Genomic DNA, 15,284 nt, shown 5'->3' with positions numbered 1-15,284 from the left:
AAGGGGCCAGCCTATCCAGTGGACGACTTTTACACCGCCCGCGCCCGCACAAGCGCCGGCGCTTCACTGGATGGTTTTCTCACCGCCGTGCACAAATAGCCAATGAGCATCAGGGTCCAGATCCGCCGCGGCACCGCTGCGGCGCATACCTCGTTCGTCGGCGCCGAGGGCGAGGTCACGATGGACACCACGGCCAAGCGCCTGCGTCTCCACGACGGCGCCACGGCTGGCGGCATTCCGGCCGCGCGACTCGATGAGATCAGCGGAGACACCTATCGCGAGATCGGCAATGCCAATGTGACGCTTCTGGTGGCGGATAGCCGCATCGCGCTCAACGCAGCGCTGACTGCCGCTCGGACCGTCACCTTGCCGCTGGCGAATGCCGTGCCGGCCGGCAAGACCTTTAGGATCAGCGACAAGGTCGGCGGCATCAACGGCGCCAATGTCCTGAACCTGGCGCGCGCCGGCAGCAACACGATCAACGGGGTCGCCGGCTCCTTCGCCATGGCGACCACGCGCGGCGCCTGGGAGGTGACCAGTGACGGCGTGTCCAGCTGGTCCATAAAGGTCACGGGCGCGGCGGAGGTCTCCTTTACGCCGGCCGGTGGCATTGCCGCCACAACGGTCCAGGCCGCACTCGTCGAGCTCGACGATGAAAAGCAGCCTCTCGACGCGACGCTGACGGCCTTGGCCGCTGTGACGACGGCCGCGAACAAGCTGATCTACGCCACCGGCGCAGATACCTTCGCCACGGCCGATCTCAGCGCAGCCGGCCGGACCCTCATCGCGGCCGCGAACGTTGCCGCCCAGACCGCGATCTTCAATGCCGTGGTCGGTGATACGGGCTCCGGAGGAACCAAGGGCCTCGTTCCGGCACCAGCCGCCGGCGCCAATGCCGCTGGCAGAGTGCTCGACGCAAGCGGGACCTTCGTCGACCTCGTCAACAAGCATATGCCGGTGGGATCGGTCGTCGATTGCGCCTTTGCCACGCTCGCCACCGTGACGTCGTCGAACCTGATCATCCCGCTCGACGATACTGCCCCACAGAGCTCCGAAGGCACGCAGATCCTCTCGGTCGCCATCGCGCCGAAGTCGACCACCAACAAGCTGCGGATCCTCGCGGTCCTGCCGTTCTCGATGGCGGGCGGGGCTGGATCAGCTATCGCGGCGCTGTTCCGGAACGGAGCTGCTGGCGCGCTATCTGCGACCTATCGCTATGACGCTGCCGGATCCGGCGGCGCATTGGTTCTGGCGACGGAATACACCCCCGGCACGACGGCGAGCGTCACGCTGTCCGTCCGCGTCGGTGTCGACATCGCCGGCCGCGCGGTGGTGATCAACGGCATCTCAGGTCCGGCCCGGCTTCTCGGCGGCGCCTCGGAGGCCGCCATCTTAGTCCAGGAGATCAAGGCATGAGCTACACCATGACCGCGGCGACCTACGCCAATGCAGAGCAGACGGCCGCCATCGTGATGACGCATGAGGCGGCCGCGGTCATCGTCTCACGCGACGACACGCCAGATTGCTGGGCTGACCTCATGGCGAGCGGGCTCGTCATCGCGCCCTTCGTCCCGGTCGCTGAGCCGGTGCCGAAGCCTACGCGGCGCCAGCTTCGCCTCTGGCTCGTCCGCAAGGGCTACAGCCTCGCCGCGGTGGACGCGGCGATCGACGCCATGCCGGAGCCGGAACGCTCCGAGGCCATGATCGAGTGGCAGGACGCCTCGGAATACGACATCGAGCACCCGACCGTGCAGGCGATCGGCAGCGCGCTCGGGATCACGGATCTGGCTCAGGCCGCGCGCGAAGCCGCTTTGCTGTAGGAGCCCCTCGGACGGCCGTTGAACCGGGCCGCTAAAAATGGTTCTTTCCACCACGGGTGTGAGAACCCAGCAGAGAACAGGCGATCGTCGGGCCGGGCGGCTTGGCGGTCGCTGACTCGCGCTCAGGCGCGAGCTTTTCGGCTTCAAGGCCGGGGTCGGGCGCTATGTCCAGGGCGAAAGCCTAAAAGCGTTCCGACACGTCTCTGCGTGTTCTCACCCCCCGGCTGCCGAGACCGTTTCTCGGCGCGGCTGTGAGAAGCCGTTGCAGAGAGAACACCATGCGCAACATCCTGGCTGCGCTCGTCGCGGCTATGCTCTGCCTGCCGGCGCAGGCCCAATGGACCAAGCTCGACGAGGTCCACGTCTCCACCAGACCCTCATCCTCGCGCGGCGATATCTTCTGGACCACGCTCAACAACATCGCGAGCCCCGTCCCCCTCGCACGCAATACCTGGAACGTGATCGACGTCACCACCCTTGGCGTTCCCCCCGATGCCAAGGCCATCTTCCTGTCCGGCAATCTCCTGATCTCGCACATCAATGCGAGCGCGCAGCCTCGAGCCTATTACGAGGTCGCCAATCTGAAGGTCGCCTTCCGCGCCTACGGCGACACGAGCGACATTTCGAGCTGCATCACCTGCCAATGGTATCTCGGCCATACGATCGAGACCGACAGCGGCCAGCGGTCCACCTGGGCGACCTGGGTGCCGGTCAGGGCCGGCAAGATCGAGATCAGGTTCGAGTGCACCGATGGCCACACCAATGCCGAGGCGCTTTCCGCCTGCGGCATCAACCTGAACGTCCAGGCCTGGGGCCGCTGAGCGCAGCCGCTACCGCCTGACCAACGGCCGCCTTCGGGCGGCCTTTTCATATCTGGAGCACCGACATGAAGCACGCTGATGCACAGCGGGCGCTGATCGCGCTCGGCTACAACCTCGGCAGGGGCGGGCCGTCCGGTAAGGGCGATGACGATATCTGGGGGTGGCTGTCCCAGACCGCCTGTGCCGCCTTCCAGCGCGGTCGCGGCCTCTCCGCTACCGGCCGACTCGATAGCGAGACGATCAAGGCGCTGCAGGCTGCGGTGGCGGAGAAAGGGCCGGTGGCGGTGGTCCCCGCGGTCGCGCTGGTCACGGTCGATTGCCTGGCCGCGATCGCCACCAGTTTCGGCGCCCGGCCCAACTCAGCCGTACTGCAGGGCATCGTCGACAACCGCGACCATCTGGCTGAGGGCGGCATCGTCAGCCCAGGGCGACTTTCAGAGTTCTTCGCGCAGGCTTGCCTCGAGACCAACTATTTCCGCGTGCTCGAAGAGTATGCCTCCGGCAAAGCCTATGAAGGCCGCAAGACGCTCGGCAACACGGTGGCTGGCGATGGCGTCCGCTTCAAGGGGCGTGGCATCTTCCAGTGCACCGGCCGCGCCAACTACGCGAGTTATGGCCGCCGGCTCGGCGTCGACCTGCTGAAAGAGCCGCAGCTGGCGTCTCGGCCGGACATCAGCGTTCGCATCGCCGTTCTCTATTGGAACGACCACGGGCTGAACTCCTACGCCGATCGCCGGGACACGCGGGCAATCAGCCGAGCGATCAATCGCGGGGATCCGAAGGCCAAGAAGGCCGCCAATCACGAAGCCGCCCGCGTTCTCATCGCGGGCGTTGCTGGCAGGCTGTTCGGCGCCTGATCCCGCCGGCGGCCGCGGCCCAACACCTTTCCAACATCGCAGCCTTCGCCTCGGAGCCCCTTTGATGTCCCAACAGATCGCAGTCGGCGAATGCTCGACCGAAGAGGATCTCGGTATCGAGTGGGTCTTCGTGTCTGGCTATGCCCCCGCCGGGAAAACCCTAGAGGTTGCGGTGCGCGAGCGCTCCACGGCGACGCTCAAGACGACCCTGACCGTCGGCTCCGGGCTCACGATCGTTGGTGCGTCAGTCAAGGCCAGGGTCTCCAAGGCCACCATGTCGGCATGGGCGCGCACGGAGTACACGGCTGATCTGGTCGACAAGATGGGCGGGGCGCCCAAGCGCCTGGTGCCGACGCGCATCATTTTCGACGAGCCCGGCAAGCTCGTCGGTGGCGTCAGCGGCAACTCCTTCAGGGTCACGCAGGCTGAGAACCGTTTCGTCATCATCGCGACGACCGGCGAGACCGGGCCGGTCGGTCCGGCGATCAGTCTGTCGAAGGGCGCGCTGACAATTCTGCCGCCGGGCAGTCAGCCCAATTTCTCGATCTCCGGGTCGTCACCGAGCTTCACCGTCGATATGAGCCTGACAGAGGGCCCGGCAGGCGCCGGCGCGCCGACCTCGGCGGACATCCTGGCGCTGGCCGATCGCGACGATCTGATGCGCGAGATCGCGGGCGCTGGTGTCCCGGACAGGCCGATTGCCATTCTCGACTTCGTTCGTGGGGTTTACTGGGTAAAGGGCGTCTATGCGGGGGCGTCGATTCCGGCATTGGTCGCGGCGATCCCCGGCTCGCTAGCCGGGCGCGCATCGACGGCGACCTATTTCGATAGCGGCGGCCTGCTGAAGACCGCCGCTATCGGCGTCCTTCGGACTGACTATGACCCGATCACACGTGTCTGTCGCGGCCTCCTGCGCGATCCGGTGCGGACCAACCTGGTCACCTACTCGGAGCAGCTCGACAATGCTGCCTGGGGCAAGTACCGGACGACCATCGTGCCAAACGCAGCGGTCGCTCCGGACGGCCTGGCTACGGCCGACAAGGTTGTCGAGGACACCACAGCCAGCAACACGCACACGGTCGCAGCCGACGTCACGACGAGCGAAAGCACTCAGTACTGGCTCAGCATTTTCGTGAAGGCGGGCGAGCGGACACGCTGCGAGGTGGGCTCGCTCATCTTCGCGGGGCAGGACGAGCGCACAGCGGTCTCGATCGACCTCATTACCGGGGCGTACACGGTCAGCGGAGTCAATCCCGCCGCGAAGGTTGAGAATTGCGGCAACGGCTGGTGGAGGGTTTCTGTCAAGTCGCTCCGCAACGCGACAGCAAACTACTCTCGCCTGAACGTCTCTCTCATCGATGCGTCCGGTAATACCGTCTACACCGGCGACGGAACCTCGGGCATCTACGTCTGGGGCGGTCAGATCGAGGAGGGGTCTTCTTCCTCCAGCTATATCCCGACCACGGCATCGACCGCCGCGAGAGCGATCGAGAGCTTGCAGATCGGGACCGAGCCTTGGCTCAATCTGGCCGAAGGGTCCATCCTCGTCGAGTTCGAGGCCATTCAGCCCGGAGCTGGCAACGACTTCGCGTTCAATATGGGCACCGGGGGGCTGGCTGACTTCATCGCTGTCTATCGGAACTCTGCCGGCAGCGGGCCCGGCTACGTCCGCTCGATCCGGCAGTGTCTCGCAGATCTCGACGACCGCCAACATGCCCTGGCCCTCGACACCGTCAGCCCGAGCGGCGGTCGGGTGGAAGGCCGGTGACGCCGCTTGGAGCTGGGAGGGGGCTCTCACAGGCTCGAACAACGCGTACGTCGTGCCTCTTTCCATGCCTAGGCTGCTGGTCTCTACATCAGCCGTGGCCAACATCTCGTGGATCAAGCGCATCCTGATCTACCCGCGCCGCCTGTCGAACGCGAAGCTTCAGGCCCTCACCAGCCAATCGCTGTGGAGCTGACCGATGAGCGAACGGCGGCTCTTCGTGCTCACGCATCGTTTGATGATCGGCCCGCTGAAGTGGCGTGGCTTTCATCTGCCGTACCGCCTGGTCGGGAGCCGCCGCCACTGGCGCTGGACGCTTTGCTACAACGGAGCTGACTGATGCACCTGCTGCGCTTTGACAGCGAGACCGCGGCGCGGGTCGTGCTGCGCGATTTCACCCCGGCGGACGACGAGGCGCCGGCCCCCTGGCCGGATGGCGTGATGCCCGTCGCGCTCGTAACAGCGGACGAGGTGCTCGATCTGAGCGGTGAGGAGACCGTCATCATCTCGCCGCGCCAGCAGCTCGCGGGCTTCTGGCTGGTGGCCGCCACCGCCTCGGACCTGCCTGGCATTGCTGCCGAGATCGAGCCCGAGACCGGCCAGCTCCTCTCCGGCGACGACGCGGTGCTCGGTGCGCGGATCGATCCGGTCTTCGCAGGGATGGCGGCTGTGCCGCTTTGGTGAGTGGGCGATGAGCATCTTCAGGTTCGACAGCACGTTCGACCGATTTGCTGGCTCATCCGCCCGAGCGCTATTCGCCCGGGCCGGCTGCAGGCTTGTCCGGCAACCGCTCCTTGGGCTTGTCGGCCTCGCCCGTGTCCTTATCGGCATCGGGCCTGATGGACACCTTTTTCAGGGAGTCCTTGTCGGGGGCGCCCTGAATCGATTGCGTACGCTGCTGCTCTTCCGGAGAGAGCTTGTTTCCTTGGCCATCACGCATGGGTGCCTCCTTCATGCCCCCTAAGCGTCAACGGCCCGGCAAGGTGCTAGTTCCACCGGCAAGGTGCTAGTTCCAGGGGCAGCGCACTCAATGGCGGCCGGCTGCTGACCTATCCGCGATTTGTCGGCGGGCGCGATCTGGTGACGAGCTCGGCGCGTACCGCTTCGTCCGATGGTTCCAGAGGCTCGTTTTCCTGACCCGCCGACACCGAGGCGGCTGCTTTCCGCTCCGATCGCTTCCTGGCGATCAATTCCCGAAGTGTTGCACGCCTCAGATAAGAGGCCGCCGAGCGCTTCATTAGCGTCATTTTCCCCGTCCCCCACGGGTACAAGGATGCGCGATTAACGCTGTCGCGAGCTCAAAGCAGCGGTAAGGCGATCAACGTCCCCAGCCCCACCACGATCGCTGCCCTGATCCAGGCGCCCCAAACGTCTGAAGTCGTTACGCCCCGCAACATTCCACGCACCTCCGCTCCGCATTGAGGCTGATCGCGCAGCATCGCTGCGTCAAGCCTGCGTTAACCAACCTCCCCATGGAGATCATCATGAAGCTGTTCGCCTATCTAGGCGCGCTGGCGCTCGCCTGCGTCGTCCTCGTGCTCGCCGCCTTGTCCGCCGAGGCGCAGACCGCCGCTGCTGATGAAGGCCTGCTCACGATCTTCCGGCCGCTGTTGACCGAGCTCGTGATCCTGTTCGTGCTGGGGCTCGCCGGCTGGCTCGGCCGGTCCATCATCGTGCGGCTGAAACTGGATATCGAGGCCAAGCACCGGGACGCATTCCAGACTGCACTGACCAATGCCGCGGGCATCTATCTGGCGACCGGCGATATGCGCCGCGCGGTCACCTATCTCGCCGGCGCCGCGACCGATGCGCTGAAGGCCTTCAGGCTCGACGAGATTGCTCTGCCAGAGAAGGTCGAGGCCAAGGCGGGCGTGCTTCAGGCCGCCGGCAAGCTCATCGACGCAGCGAAGCCCTGATCACTCCTCCCGGCCGGAGCCTGAGCCTATGACCATGCGCGTGAACGAGGACGGCCGCCTCTGGCCCAGGGTGGTTGCGGCGGCGATCCCGGCGAGCATCTCCGTGGCGCTCTCGATCGGCGCTTTCGCCATCATGTTTTGGTCCGAGAGCAAGACGGTCGACGCCAAGACGGCGGATGCGATCACGCGGATCGAGCGGCGCATCGACGCGGTCGAGGCCGAGGCGCGCGAGGCCCGCCGAGCTGCCGACCAAGATCGCCAGAAGATCACGGAGATGATGGCCGAGCTGCGCAGCACCTCGCGCGGCGTCAGCAGGATCGAGGGACTGCTCGACAGGATGATGATGGAGCGCGGGGTGAAGCCGCCTTGAGCTCCTACCGAAGGAGCGCGTTCATCACCGCCCGCAAAGGGAAGTTGCAGCCGCCCTGGTTGCCGCCAACATGCCGTGTCGTCAGGAACCAATTGGCGTCAGGCGCGTTGACTAAGATCAAGGAGTAGAAGGGATGCGGCGAGCTTCACCGCGAACTAGCGCCAGATCGAACTGTGAGGGCGTCGTCTTTCATCTGGATCGGTGCCGTGCTTCTTGGCTGCCTCCCCCCAATGTTCTTGGTGCCGAACGCCAATATGTGCGCCCGCTTTCCGCCTGGATGGCGGGTTTTTCTTGGCCAGCGTTAGCGCGATCGCTTGGACGATCGTTGTCGATGGAGCGCTGATCGTGGAAACCGCGATCAAACTGCTTCTGATTTCTGCAGGGATGCTGGGTGTTGCCGGTGCAACTTGGTTAATCGCCGAAAAATGGAAACTCTGATCGGCGGCCAGATCAACTACATGCCGCATGGGCTCGGGACCATCTGGCAGGAAATGCCGGTCATCAGGATTCCGTGATTGCGCCGTCGCTCGGCATGGAGCGACGGGAAGTCTGTCGGAGGGATTTCAGTAGCGATGCGAGTCAACGATGCGGCAGTCAGTTCCGCGCTGGCGCCGGCATCCTGCAATCGCTTCCATCTCGGCTTCCCGAATAGAGCGCACTCGCGCTTTCCAAGCACATGCGCCGTTCCTGCCCAAAGCGAAGGCTTTCGGGCCTGCCTGAATATCATACCGAGCGTAATGGTCCTGACATTTGTATCCCATGCCGCGCGGCATGGCGCTTGCTGTTGTGCTCAGCGCAAACAACGCAATCCCCCCGACAGCCAAAGCCATAATTTTCACGCCTGATCTCCACATTTTCGCCGCACTTCTAACTGGCTGGAGCTATCTCCTGCGTCAAGCCGGCTCGTCTCGTGCCGCGATGCTAGTGGAACGATGGCCCGACCGTCGACGGGCAGCGCGCAAATCGCTCTGCTAAGCCGCCACCAGCAGCTCGCAGTCGCCTGGCGCCAGCGGGGCTTTTTTGTTTGGAGATGCCGCCCTCCGTGCAGCCCCCGTCCATGGTCTGCATGTCATTTGACATAGTGAGCAGCTCGAAGTGCGATTAAGCGCGAGGAATGCGAGAAATTGCTTCCGACCTGGTCCCGGTCCTAGCGGATCGATATGCCGCTTTGGCAAAAGCGGCTTTTGAAGCTCAGGCTTCGCTTGGCCGAGGCGGGGACGCCGAGCGGAAATGCGACTGGATGGCGTTTGCCGTGGCCCAGAAAAAGGTCTGGGAACTCATGATAGAGATTCGCGCCATTCAAGATCGAACGGCTGACGAAGCATAGGTCTCGTCTCGCTTGGACTAGGGGCGATTATATTCGTCGGCAGGGGAGGGTAAAATACCATTTCGATCATTGACCGACCCGGTCGATCTGGCCCGCGCATTTGCAGCCGTCGAGGAAGCCGGGGCAGAAATCCGATCGTCTTCACATGATCGAATGGGCACCGAGGAGCAGGAGCGCGAGCGCCTCAAGTTCATTGTCGCAAGCCTCGTTCCTATGGCGCTTGACGAGCAGGAGTTGGTGGCGCGAGCCGTTGAGCACTTTACCCGCACAGTCCGAACAAGCAGCGTTCTGTCCGGGCCTGAGAACGAGGAACCGCGCGCGCGGTAGTGCGTTACGACGATGGCGCTCTGAAGTCTCTTTCGAGCGCCCGGCCTGCGGCCCTCCTTCTTTTGGGCGGAGGCGCTCCGTGTTGCGTTGGGAAGCGTGTCATGGAAACAGATCGCGTCGAAAACATCGCCAGGGCGCTTTGCCGATCGGCAGGCTTTGACCCGGACGCCCTTCTTCCGCCTGAAATGAACTATGCATTGATGTCTCCGGCCCGAGAGCGGCTACCCGCGTGGCAGCGCTTTCGACGTGCTGCGGAAGTCTATTGCCAGGCCGGCGGTTATGAACATGCGGTCGACCCGCAAAAACGCCCCGCCAGGATGCCCTCGATTTAGGGCTTCCGGGACGTATAGGATCGCAAGTCCCTCGGGGATAGCTGTGGCGCATTGCCACCGCTCTGCTTCGACTGTTGATTTGACGCAGGGACCCCCTGTTAACGCCTGATCGAACTCTAGTCAGGGGGCAAAAATCTAGACAGCTCTAGTGGTTACGGGCGGGATGCTAGGCGTTGCTGCCGTTACCTGGTGGGCCACTCGGCACTGGCCTCTTTAGCCGCGCATGCGATCTCATTCTGGCGCCCGGTCCCGTTCACATCGGGGCCGGGCGCCTTTTTGCGTTAACGGGCGCCGTACGAGCTTCCGCGCCGGCTGCTCACGAAAGCGGTAACGTCGGGTGCGAGGATGTCGCGGCGTTCCGCCCATGAAGCGAAGAGCCCTCGTGCGGTCTCGATTTCGATGTCTCCACGGACCGCTGCAAGGCAACCTTTCAACGCCAAGGAATGGGTTGCATCACGCTGCGCGAGCGGCCAATCGGTGAGAAACATATAGGCCTCCATAGCAGAGGAAACCGCCGTAGGGACGCCGAATCGGGTCAAGATGACGACCGGGCGTGCGAATTGGTCTGACGGGAGTGCCAAAGCCATATCCTCCTGTAGCAACATGGATTCAGAGCCGCAGCAGGGCAGGAGCTCCGGGCTGCAGCGCCGGAACATTTATGAGTCGTGGCAATCGGTTCAAGGGGAGTCGGCGCTGCTGAGCGCGTGGCACGCCTTTTATGTTTTCGGCCGGATCACACCGGGACCTTTTTGACTGGCTTAGCTGATAATCTGTGCGGCAGGCATTCTAACTGATACGACTAGTCCAGTGTCTAGCCAGTCCCTCACGACAGTGGCGCCGAGAGACCGTTCCACGCTCTTTTCGAGGCGGGTGCCAAAGCCCTGGGCGGTAGGAATCACGGGTGCCATCCTGCAATATTCCGCCCAGCGTAAGTCGATCACACCATCCGCAAGGCCGATCTCAATGGACAGTCGGCCTTCTGTGTCGGCCAGACAGCCATGTTTTGCGGCGTTCGTGGTTAGTTCGTGGATGAGAAGAGCGACGTGAGTGACGGCGCGAGGCCCGACAGCGGGGTCGTCGCCCGAAATGGAGATTTCCTGCTGGTCGGCGTAAGGAAGCAGGATGGTTTTAGCCAGCGTCTGAAGTGTGGTTGCTTGGTCCGAGAGGCCATCTTCCTCCCAATTCGGCATGGTCAACTCATGAGCCCTGTAGAGAGCCGCAAGGCGATCGTGGATATTTCGCGTTACCGTCTGGACGCTGTCGCCTGATTTCGCACTCAGAGAGACTAACCCTGCGGCGAGCGCGAAAAGATTCTTCACGCGGTGCTGCATCTCACCATAGAGGAGTTTCTGTTTCTCCTGGGCGAGGCGGCGCTCGGTTATGTCGCGCGCGATCTTAGATGCTCCAACGATTTCCCCGCGCGCATTTCGGATAGGAGAGATTGTCAGCGACAAATCGATGAGATCACCATCCTTGCGCCGCCGGACAGTTTCGAAGTGCTCGACACGATTTCCGGATCGAATCTGCCCCAGAATACCGGGCTCTTCGCCGAGCCGATCTTCCGGAATTAGTATTGTGATGGGATTCCCGACCACCTCATCCGCTGAATATCCGAACAGGCGGGTCGCGCCCGGGTTCCACGTCCGGATAATGCCATTCAGATCCTTGCTGATAATGGCATCATCGGACCCCTCAATGATCGCTATCAACCAGTCCTGGGGGTCCGGCTCGTGCTCGGGAAGCCTCGGAATTGGCCCTGCCTCAGCCATTGACAATTACAGCGCTCCAGGCGGTTCGGGCGACGCGGGATCGAAAATCGTCCCGGACCCAAGCTTATCAAACGATGCGCCAGACTAACACGGTTTGAAGCGGCGCTCACAGTGACGCGGGAGGCGCAGCGAAGTTCGATAGACCTGAGTCGCAAAGCCCTCTTGAAAGGACGGCGGGGTATCATCTCATTATCGCCGCAATGTCCCGTGCGCGGAGGGGCGGCATGCATTCAATTCGTTGACGGATTGAGTCGGCCTGCGAGTTGGTCGAGCCGGCGGTGGCACCGTCTGCACCGCCGGCTTGCCAGGGGTCGGGGATACCGCAAAGGATGAAGCCGATCGTGAGGATCACCAGACCGACTGCAAGCAGCCATAGGGCCGTTGGAGAAGACATCGCTAGCGCCTCCGGTCGAGAATGCGAAACACATCCGATATTGCGATCTGTGGCCTACGGCCACGCCTCTCCAACCGCTTCTCCCCGCACAAAAATTGGCCCCACTGGCTCGCGCCCGTAGGGCCTGTTTGCAAGTTTAGCGGGCGCTTTTCCTGGTCCGATGCGCCCGATACAACCTGACAGGCGCTTTATGGCGCCGAGGATCCGACGGTCGGTCGAACATACGGAGTTGCGTTGGCATCGAACCGCGTCCAGCCCTCACGCTCATAGTCGGCCCGGCGCCTGGCCATATCGATCGGGATCGCACGGTCCATGATCGCCTCTGCTTCGGCGACGCGACCGTCAGCGGCACGAACCGACACAACCGATCCACCACGTCGAACGTTTTCTGCATAGACGTGGGCTTCGCGCTCGTCGACGCCGGCACTGGTCATCGCACCGATAATGCCACCCGCCGCCGCGCCCGCTGCGGCACCAGCGGCGGTCGCCGCTAGCCATCCGGCCGCTACGACGGGTCCGATACCGGGAATGGCGATCATCCCGAGGCCCGCGAGCAGACCGGCGGCTCCGCCCACACCAGCGCCAATTCCAGCACCTTCCCCTGCGTTGCTGTCATCGCCGTCATCGTTGCGAGGCCCGATCACGCTGATTTCAGAATCCGAGAAGCCGGCCCTTCCGAGGTCCTCCACGACTGCGGTCGCCACTGCGTAATCATCGTAGGACCGAGTGATTGTGCGAGTCATTGCAGATCTCCTTTCAGAATAAATGGTCAATGACGGGTGATGTTGCCGCGATAATCCACGCTCACGGTGACCGGCTGGCCGCCATGCGTGGCCGTGCCCTTCCAGACGCCGTTGTCGTCCTTCTTGAGCTCGCTGATGGCGCTGTATCCGTTGGCTTCGAGGCGGCTCTTGGCCTGGCCCTCGGTGAAGCTGTTCGCCCCAGGCAGGGGCGCATTGGCATCCGCCGGAGCCGGGCTCGGCGCAGGCGAGGTCGTCGCTGTCTGGGCGAAAGCTCCGAGAGCGAAAAGCGATGCGACGATCGAGGCACTGAGTTGCCTTTTCATAGCGTCCTCCCACAGATTCAGGCCAGATTGGCCGATGCTAGGGGAACGGAGCTTGTGGAAAGATGTTCCCGGAGCCGCGTGCCTCGGCGCATTATGGCCTCAGCCGGCATGAGCCACGGCTGACGCTCACGATGGCGCGCAGTTCCGCTAGAGAAGCGTCGCAAACCGGTGCACGGACCATGGTCTGGCACGAACGTCTGAATTAGGGCGTGGCCCAGGCACTATTTATCATGCCAGGCCTGTCGATCTGCGGCCAGCCTCGACGAGGGGTGGTTGAGCTTCTGCTACTTGGCAATCGGTCAGTTTAGCGCTCGGAATCACACCAGACAGCGGCGCCGCGAACCCAAATTTTGCCGGAACATCTCGGCCTCGGTTGAGTTCTGAGCGCATGCGCCATTACCCTACCAGGTGAATTACATGGCCAAATGCCAGTATGGCCTTCAGGTAGCAGCCTTACCCGTTGCCACGGATGCGCGGGGCGAACTGCGGTTTCTCTTGATTACATCCCGCCGCACGCGCAGCTGGATCATTCCAAAAGGCTGGAAGCCGCGAAAGATGAAAGCCCGAAAAGCGGCGGCACGCGAGGCACGCGAAGAAGCAGGTATTGTAGGCCCGACCGCCAAACAACCGCTCGGCACTTTTCACTATCAAAAAAAGACGCCGGCTGGGCGATTGCTCTGCAAGGTTAAGGTGTTTGCTATGTCGGCCGAGCAGCAACTGCCAGAGTGGAAAGAGAAAGGACAGCGGTCGCTGCGCTGGTGTTCGCCTAGTGTTGCGGCGGAACTGGTTCGAGACGTGGGCCTTGCTAAAATCCTCCGCAGCTTCGCCGCCTGAGCGGTCTTCCACCCCTACTTTCAGAAAGGAGTGATCCGATGGACTGGAACCGCGTCGAAGGAAACTGGAAGCAGCTCAAGGGCAAAGTCAAGGAGCAATGGGGCAAGCTGACCGACGACGATCTCGACGTCATCGCCGGTAAGCGCGACCAGCTCGAAGGCAAGATCCAGGAGCGCTACGGCATCGAGAAGGACCGCGTGAAGGCGGACGTCGATAGCTGGTACGATCGCCAGAGCTGGTAGTCTTAGAATGGGAAATTCGACGGCCGCCACGAATGAGTGGCGGCCTTTTGCTCAAGCGGTTTCATAGCTGCTCGCCTGCGCCACCGCAGCGTCAGAGTAGCTTTTCATATACAGCCCTGGCCGTCGCGCATGATTGGCTATTGGGCTTTCAGCGCTACGGACGGTGTAGGCAATCTTCTCGCCCTGTCGGGCGCTTTTCGGCTGGGCCCACATTGCAGCCCCCACGCAACTCCGAATGAAACGAGCGCGGCCTGCTACCGTCCCCGCGATTTAATGTTTCGGGTCGGGAACGCGTCTCTTCACGTCACGTTGAATCGTCAAAGTTCGTCCGGTGCGCGTGGTGATGGGTATGGCAAGGCGTTCTGCTCTGCTGCGTTTCTTGAGATCTGTGCCGAACGGCGGGGCGCAGCGGAGCGGGCCGATTGTTCCGGCCCGCAGTAGTGTCCTCCAGATCGATCTCTTCACCGACCCCATGCCGGCGCGCGTTGAGCCCTGTCTCGCATTGCCAATGGCGAGCCCGCCAGAAGGGCCTGACTGGGCGTTTGAGATTAAATGGGATGGCTATCGGCTAGCGGTCCACCGCCGGGGCACCGAGGTTCGCATTATCACCCGCGGCGGGCAGGATTGGACCGAGCGCTTTCCGGCCATCGCCGAATCCGCAGCGGATCTCCCAGCCGACAGCTTCATCCTGGATGGCGAGGCGGTCGTTTTGGATGAGAATGGCCGGTCGGACTTCGGAGCTCTCCAACAAGCGCTGGGCGGGCGCTGTGGAACGCTCGCTGCGCATCTTGCGATCCTCTACGCCTTCGATCTGCTCTATCTCGACGGCCACGATCTTACACCGATGTCCCTGAAGGAGCGTCGCCAGATGCTCGAATTTCTTCTCGCTCCTAGCGATCAAGCGATCCGGGTGAGCGAAGAAATCGAGATGGATGGGGCGCGTTTCTTCGACCAGGTCTGCGAGATGGGCTTCGAGGGCGCTATCGCGAAGCGACGAAATGCGCCGTACCGGCCGGGTCGCGGCGGAGATTGGGTTAAGATCAAATGCGTCCGGTCGGAAACCTTTCTGATCGTCGGCTATGAGCCCACTTCGGCCGGGCTCGGTGGTATTGTCCGCCTACTCCTGGCCGCCCAAGGCACTGACGGCCTGACCTATGTTGGTAGCGTCAGCACCGGGTTCACGCATCGATCGGCGACTGCCATTCGGAACCAACTCGACAGGTTGAAAACGGCAGCGCCGGCGGTGCGGGGCGCGAAGAAGGGCGCCATCGTGTGGACAATGCCGGTGCTGGCGGCCGAGGTCGCCTTCCGCGGCTGGACACACGATGGCAAGCTTCTGCACGCCTCGTTCAAAGGAGTGCGCGACGCGGCGGATGAGGTCCGTGTTTACCGGCTGAAATGAGCCCTACTTGCGTCGTCTATGGGTCTGACCGGAGAATGCCCC

At 63.0% G+C, this 15,284-nt stretch carries 19 protein-coding genes; 14 read left to right on the top strand and 5 right to left on the bottom strand.

Annotated elements, in window-relative coordinates; genetic code table 11:
- The first annotated feature begins 102 nt into the window (after nucleotides 1-102).
- The 7 genes from ACWGRX_RS25440 to ACWGRX_RS25410 all read left to right on the top strand — a co-directional run bounded on the left by ACWGRX_RS25440 (nucleotide 103) and on the right by ACWGRX_RS25410 (nucleotide 5,947).
- Nucleotides 103-1,416 (top strand): hyaluronate lyase N-terminal domain-containing protein, encoded by a 1,314-nt coding sequence (locus ACWGRX_RS25440; RefSeq protein ID WP_452119835.1) that lies wholly within the window; start codon nucleotides 103-105, stop codon nucleotides 1,414-1,416.
- Nucleotides 1,413-1,820, top strand: a complete 408-nt coding sequence (locus ACWGRX_RS25435) for a hypothetical protein (protein WP_452119834.1) — start codon at nucleotides 1,413-1,415, stop codon at nucleotides 1,818-1,820. Before ACWGRX_RS25440 ends, ACWGRX_RS25435 begins: the two co-directional genes overlap by 4 nt.
- A gap of 278 nt (nucleotides 1,821-2,098) precedes the next feature.
- Nucleotides 2,099-2,641 carry a hypothetical protein gene (locus tag ACWGRX_RS25430; RefSeq protein ID WP_452119833.1) on the top strand — a complete coding sequence of 181 codons (543 nt, stop codon included), beginning with the start codon at nucleotides 2,099-2,101 and terminating at the stop codon, nucleotides 2,639-2,641.
- Between the two features lie 65 nt (nucleotides 2,642-2,706).
- Nucleotides 2,707-3,498, top strand: coding sequence for a peptidoglycan-binding protein (locus tag ACWGRX_RS25425; protein ID WP_452119832.1), 792 nt, complete (start codon nucleotides 2,707-2,709; stop codon nucleotides 3,496-3,498).
- A gap of 64 nt (nucleotides 3,499-3,562) precedes the next feature.
- Nucleotides 3,563-5,266: a phage head spike fiber domain-containing protein gene (locus tag ACWGRX_RS25420; RefSeq protein WP_452119831.1), complete on the top strand. Its 1,704-nt coding sequence runs from the start codon at nucleotides 3,563-3,565 to the stop codon at nucleotides 5,264-5,266.
- Between the two features lie 196 nt (nucleotides 5,267-5,462).
- Complete coding sequence (locus ACWGRX_RS25415; RefSeq protein ID WP_452119830.1) at nucleotides 5,463-5,603, top strand: hypothetical protein; 141 nt, start codon at nucleotides 5,463-5,465, stop codon at nucleotides 5,601-5,603.
- Nucleotides 5,603-5,947 carry a hypothetical protein gene (locus ACWGRX_RS25410; RefSeq protein WP_452119829.1) on the top strand — a complete coding sequence of 115 codons (345 nt, stop codon included), beginning with the start codon at nucleotides 5,603-5,605 and terminating at the stop codon, nucleotides 5,945-5,947. The genes ACWGRX_RS25415 and ACWGRX_RS25410 overlap by 1 nt, the downstream gene beginning before the upstream one ends.
- Nucleotides 5,948-6,014: 67 nt before the next feature.
- On the opposite strand, the gene ACWGRX_RS25405 is transcribed toward ACWGRX_RS25410, so the two are convergent.
- Nucleotides 6,015-6,203, bottom strand: coding sequence for a hypothetical protein (locus tag ACWGRX_RS25405; protein WP_452119828.1), 189 nt, complete (start codon nucleotides 6,201-6,203; stop codon nucleotides 6,015-6,017).
- Nucleotides 6,204-6,747: 544 nt separating this feature from the next.
- Between ACWGRX_RS25405 and ACWGRX_RS25400 the strand changes: the two genes are divergently transcribed.
- From ACWGRX_RS25400 to ACWGRX_RS25385, 4 genes are all read left to right on the top strand, one after another.
- Complete coding sequence (locus ACWGRX_RS25400; protein ID WP_452119827.1) at nucleotides 6,748-7,179, top strand: hypothetical protein; 432 nt, start codon at nucleotides 6,748-6,750, stop codon at nucleotides 7,177-7,179.
- 28 nt (nucleotides 7,180-7,207) lie between these two features.
- Entirely contained in the window at nucleotides 7,208-7,549 is a 342-nt protein-coding gene (locus tag ACWGRX_RS25395; RefSeq protein ID WP_452119826.1) for an exonuclease/endonuclease/phosphatase family protein, read from the top strand.
- 291 nt (nucleotides 7,550-7,840) lie between these two features.
- Nucleotides 7,841-7,987, top strand: coding sequence for a hypothetical protein (locus tag ACWGRX_RS25390; RefSeq protein WP_452119825.1), 147 nt, complete (start codon nucleotides 7,841-7,843; stop codon nucleotides 7,985-7,987).
- A 1,317-nt stretch (nucleotides 7,988-9,304) separates the two neighbouring features.
- Nucleotides 9,305-9,535, top strand: a complete 231-nt coding sequence (locus ACWGRX_RS25385; RefSeq protein WP_452119824.1) for a hypothetical protein — start codon at nucleotides 9,305-9,307, stop codon at nucleotides 9,533-9,535.
- A gap of 281 nt (nucleotides 9,536-9,816) precedes the next feature.
- On the opposite strand, the gene ACWGRX_RS25380 is transcribed toward ACWGRX_RS25385, so the two are convergent.
- The 4 genes from ACWGRX_RS25380 to ACWGRX_RS25365 form a co-directional block, all read right to left on the bottom strand.
- Nucleotides 9,817-10,122 carry a DUF982 domain-containing protein gene (locus ACWGRX_RS25380; protein WP_452119823.1) on the bottom strand — a complete coding sequence of 102 codons (306 nt, stop codon included), beginning with the start codon at nucleotides 10,120-10,122 and terminating at the stop codon, nucleotides 9,817-9,819.
- 171 nt (nucleotides 10,123-10,293) lie between these two features.
- Nucleotides 10,294-11,304 carry a PAS domain S-box protein gene (locus ACWGRX_RS25375; RefSeq protein ID WP_452119836.1) on the bottom strand — a complete coding sequence of 337 codons (1,011 nt, stop codon included), beginning with the start codon at nucleotides 11,302-11,304 and terminating at the stop codon, nucleotides 10,294-10,296.
- A gap of 582 nt (nucleotides 11,305-11,886) precedes the next feature.
- Nucleotides 11,887-12,441 (bottom strand): hypothetical protein, encoded by a 555-nt coding sequence (locus tag ACWGRX_RS25370; RefSeq protein WP_452119822.1) that lies wholly within the window; start codon nucleotides 12,439-12,441, stop codon nucleotides 11,887-11,889.
- Nucleotides 12,442-12,467: 26 nt separating this feature from the next.
- Nucleotides 12,468-12,764 carry a PepSY domain-containing protein gene (locus tag ACWGRX_RS25365; RefSeq protein ID WP_452119821.1) on the bottom strand — a complete coding sequence of 99 codons (297 nt, stop codon included), beginning with the start codon at nucleotides 12,762-12,764 and terminating at the stop codon, nucleotides 12,468-12,470.
- A gap of 417 nt (nucleotides 12,765-13,181) precedes the next feature.
- On the opposite strand from ACWGRX_RS25365, the gene ACWGRX_RS25360 reads away from it, so the two are divergent.
- From ACWGRX_RS25360 to ligD, 3 genes are all read left to right on the top strand, one after another.
- Nucleotides 13,182-13,598, top strand: a complete 417-nt coding sequence (locus tag ACWGRX_RS25360) for an NUDIX hydrolase (RefSeq protein WP_452119820.1) — start codon at nucleotides 13,182-13,184, stop codon at nucleotides 13,596-13,598.
- 38 nt (nucleotides 13,599-13,636) lie between these two features.
- The gene (locus tag ACWGRX_RS25355; protein ID WP_291648315.1) at nucleotides 13,637-13,840 is read left to right on the top strand and encodes a CsbD family protein; all 204 of its coding nucleotides are present in this window, start codon (nucleotides 13,637-13,639) and stop codon (nucleotides 13,838-13,840) included.
- A gap of 331 nt (nucleotides 13,841-14,171) precedes the next feature.
- The gene (gene ligD / locus ACWGRX_RS25350) at nucleotides 14,172-15,242 is read left to right on the top strand and encodes a non-homologous end-joining DNA ligase (protein ID WP_452119819.1); all 1,071 of its coding nucleotides are present in this window, start codon (nucleotides 14,172-14,174) and stop codon (nucleotides 15,240-15,242) included.
- Nucleotides 15,243-15,284 lie beyond the last annotated feature (42 nt).

This window comes from Allobosea sp. NPDC055594 (assembly GCF_053618995.1).
The sequence above is the reverse complement of the archived record's forward strand: the minus strand, read 5'-3'. Positions and strand labels throughout refer to the sequence as shown.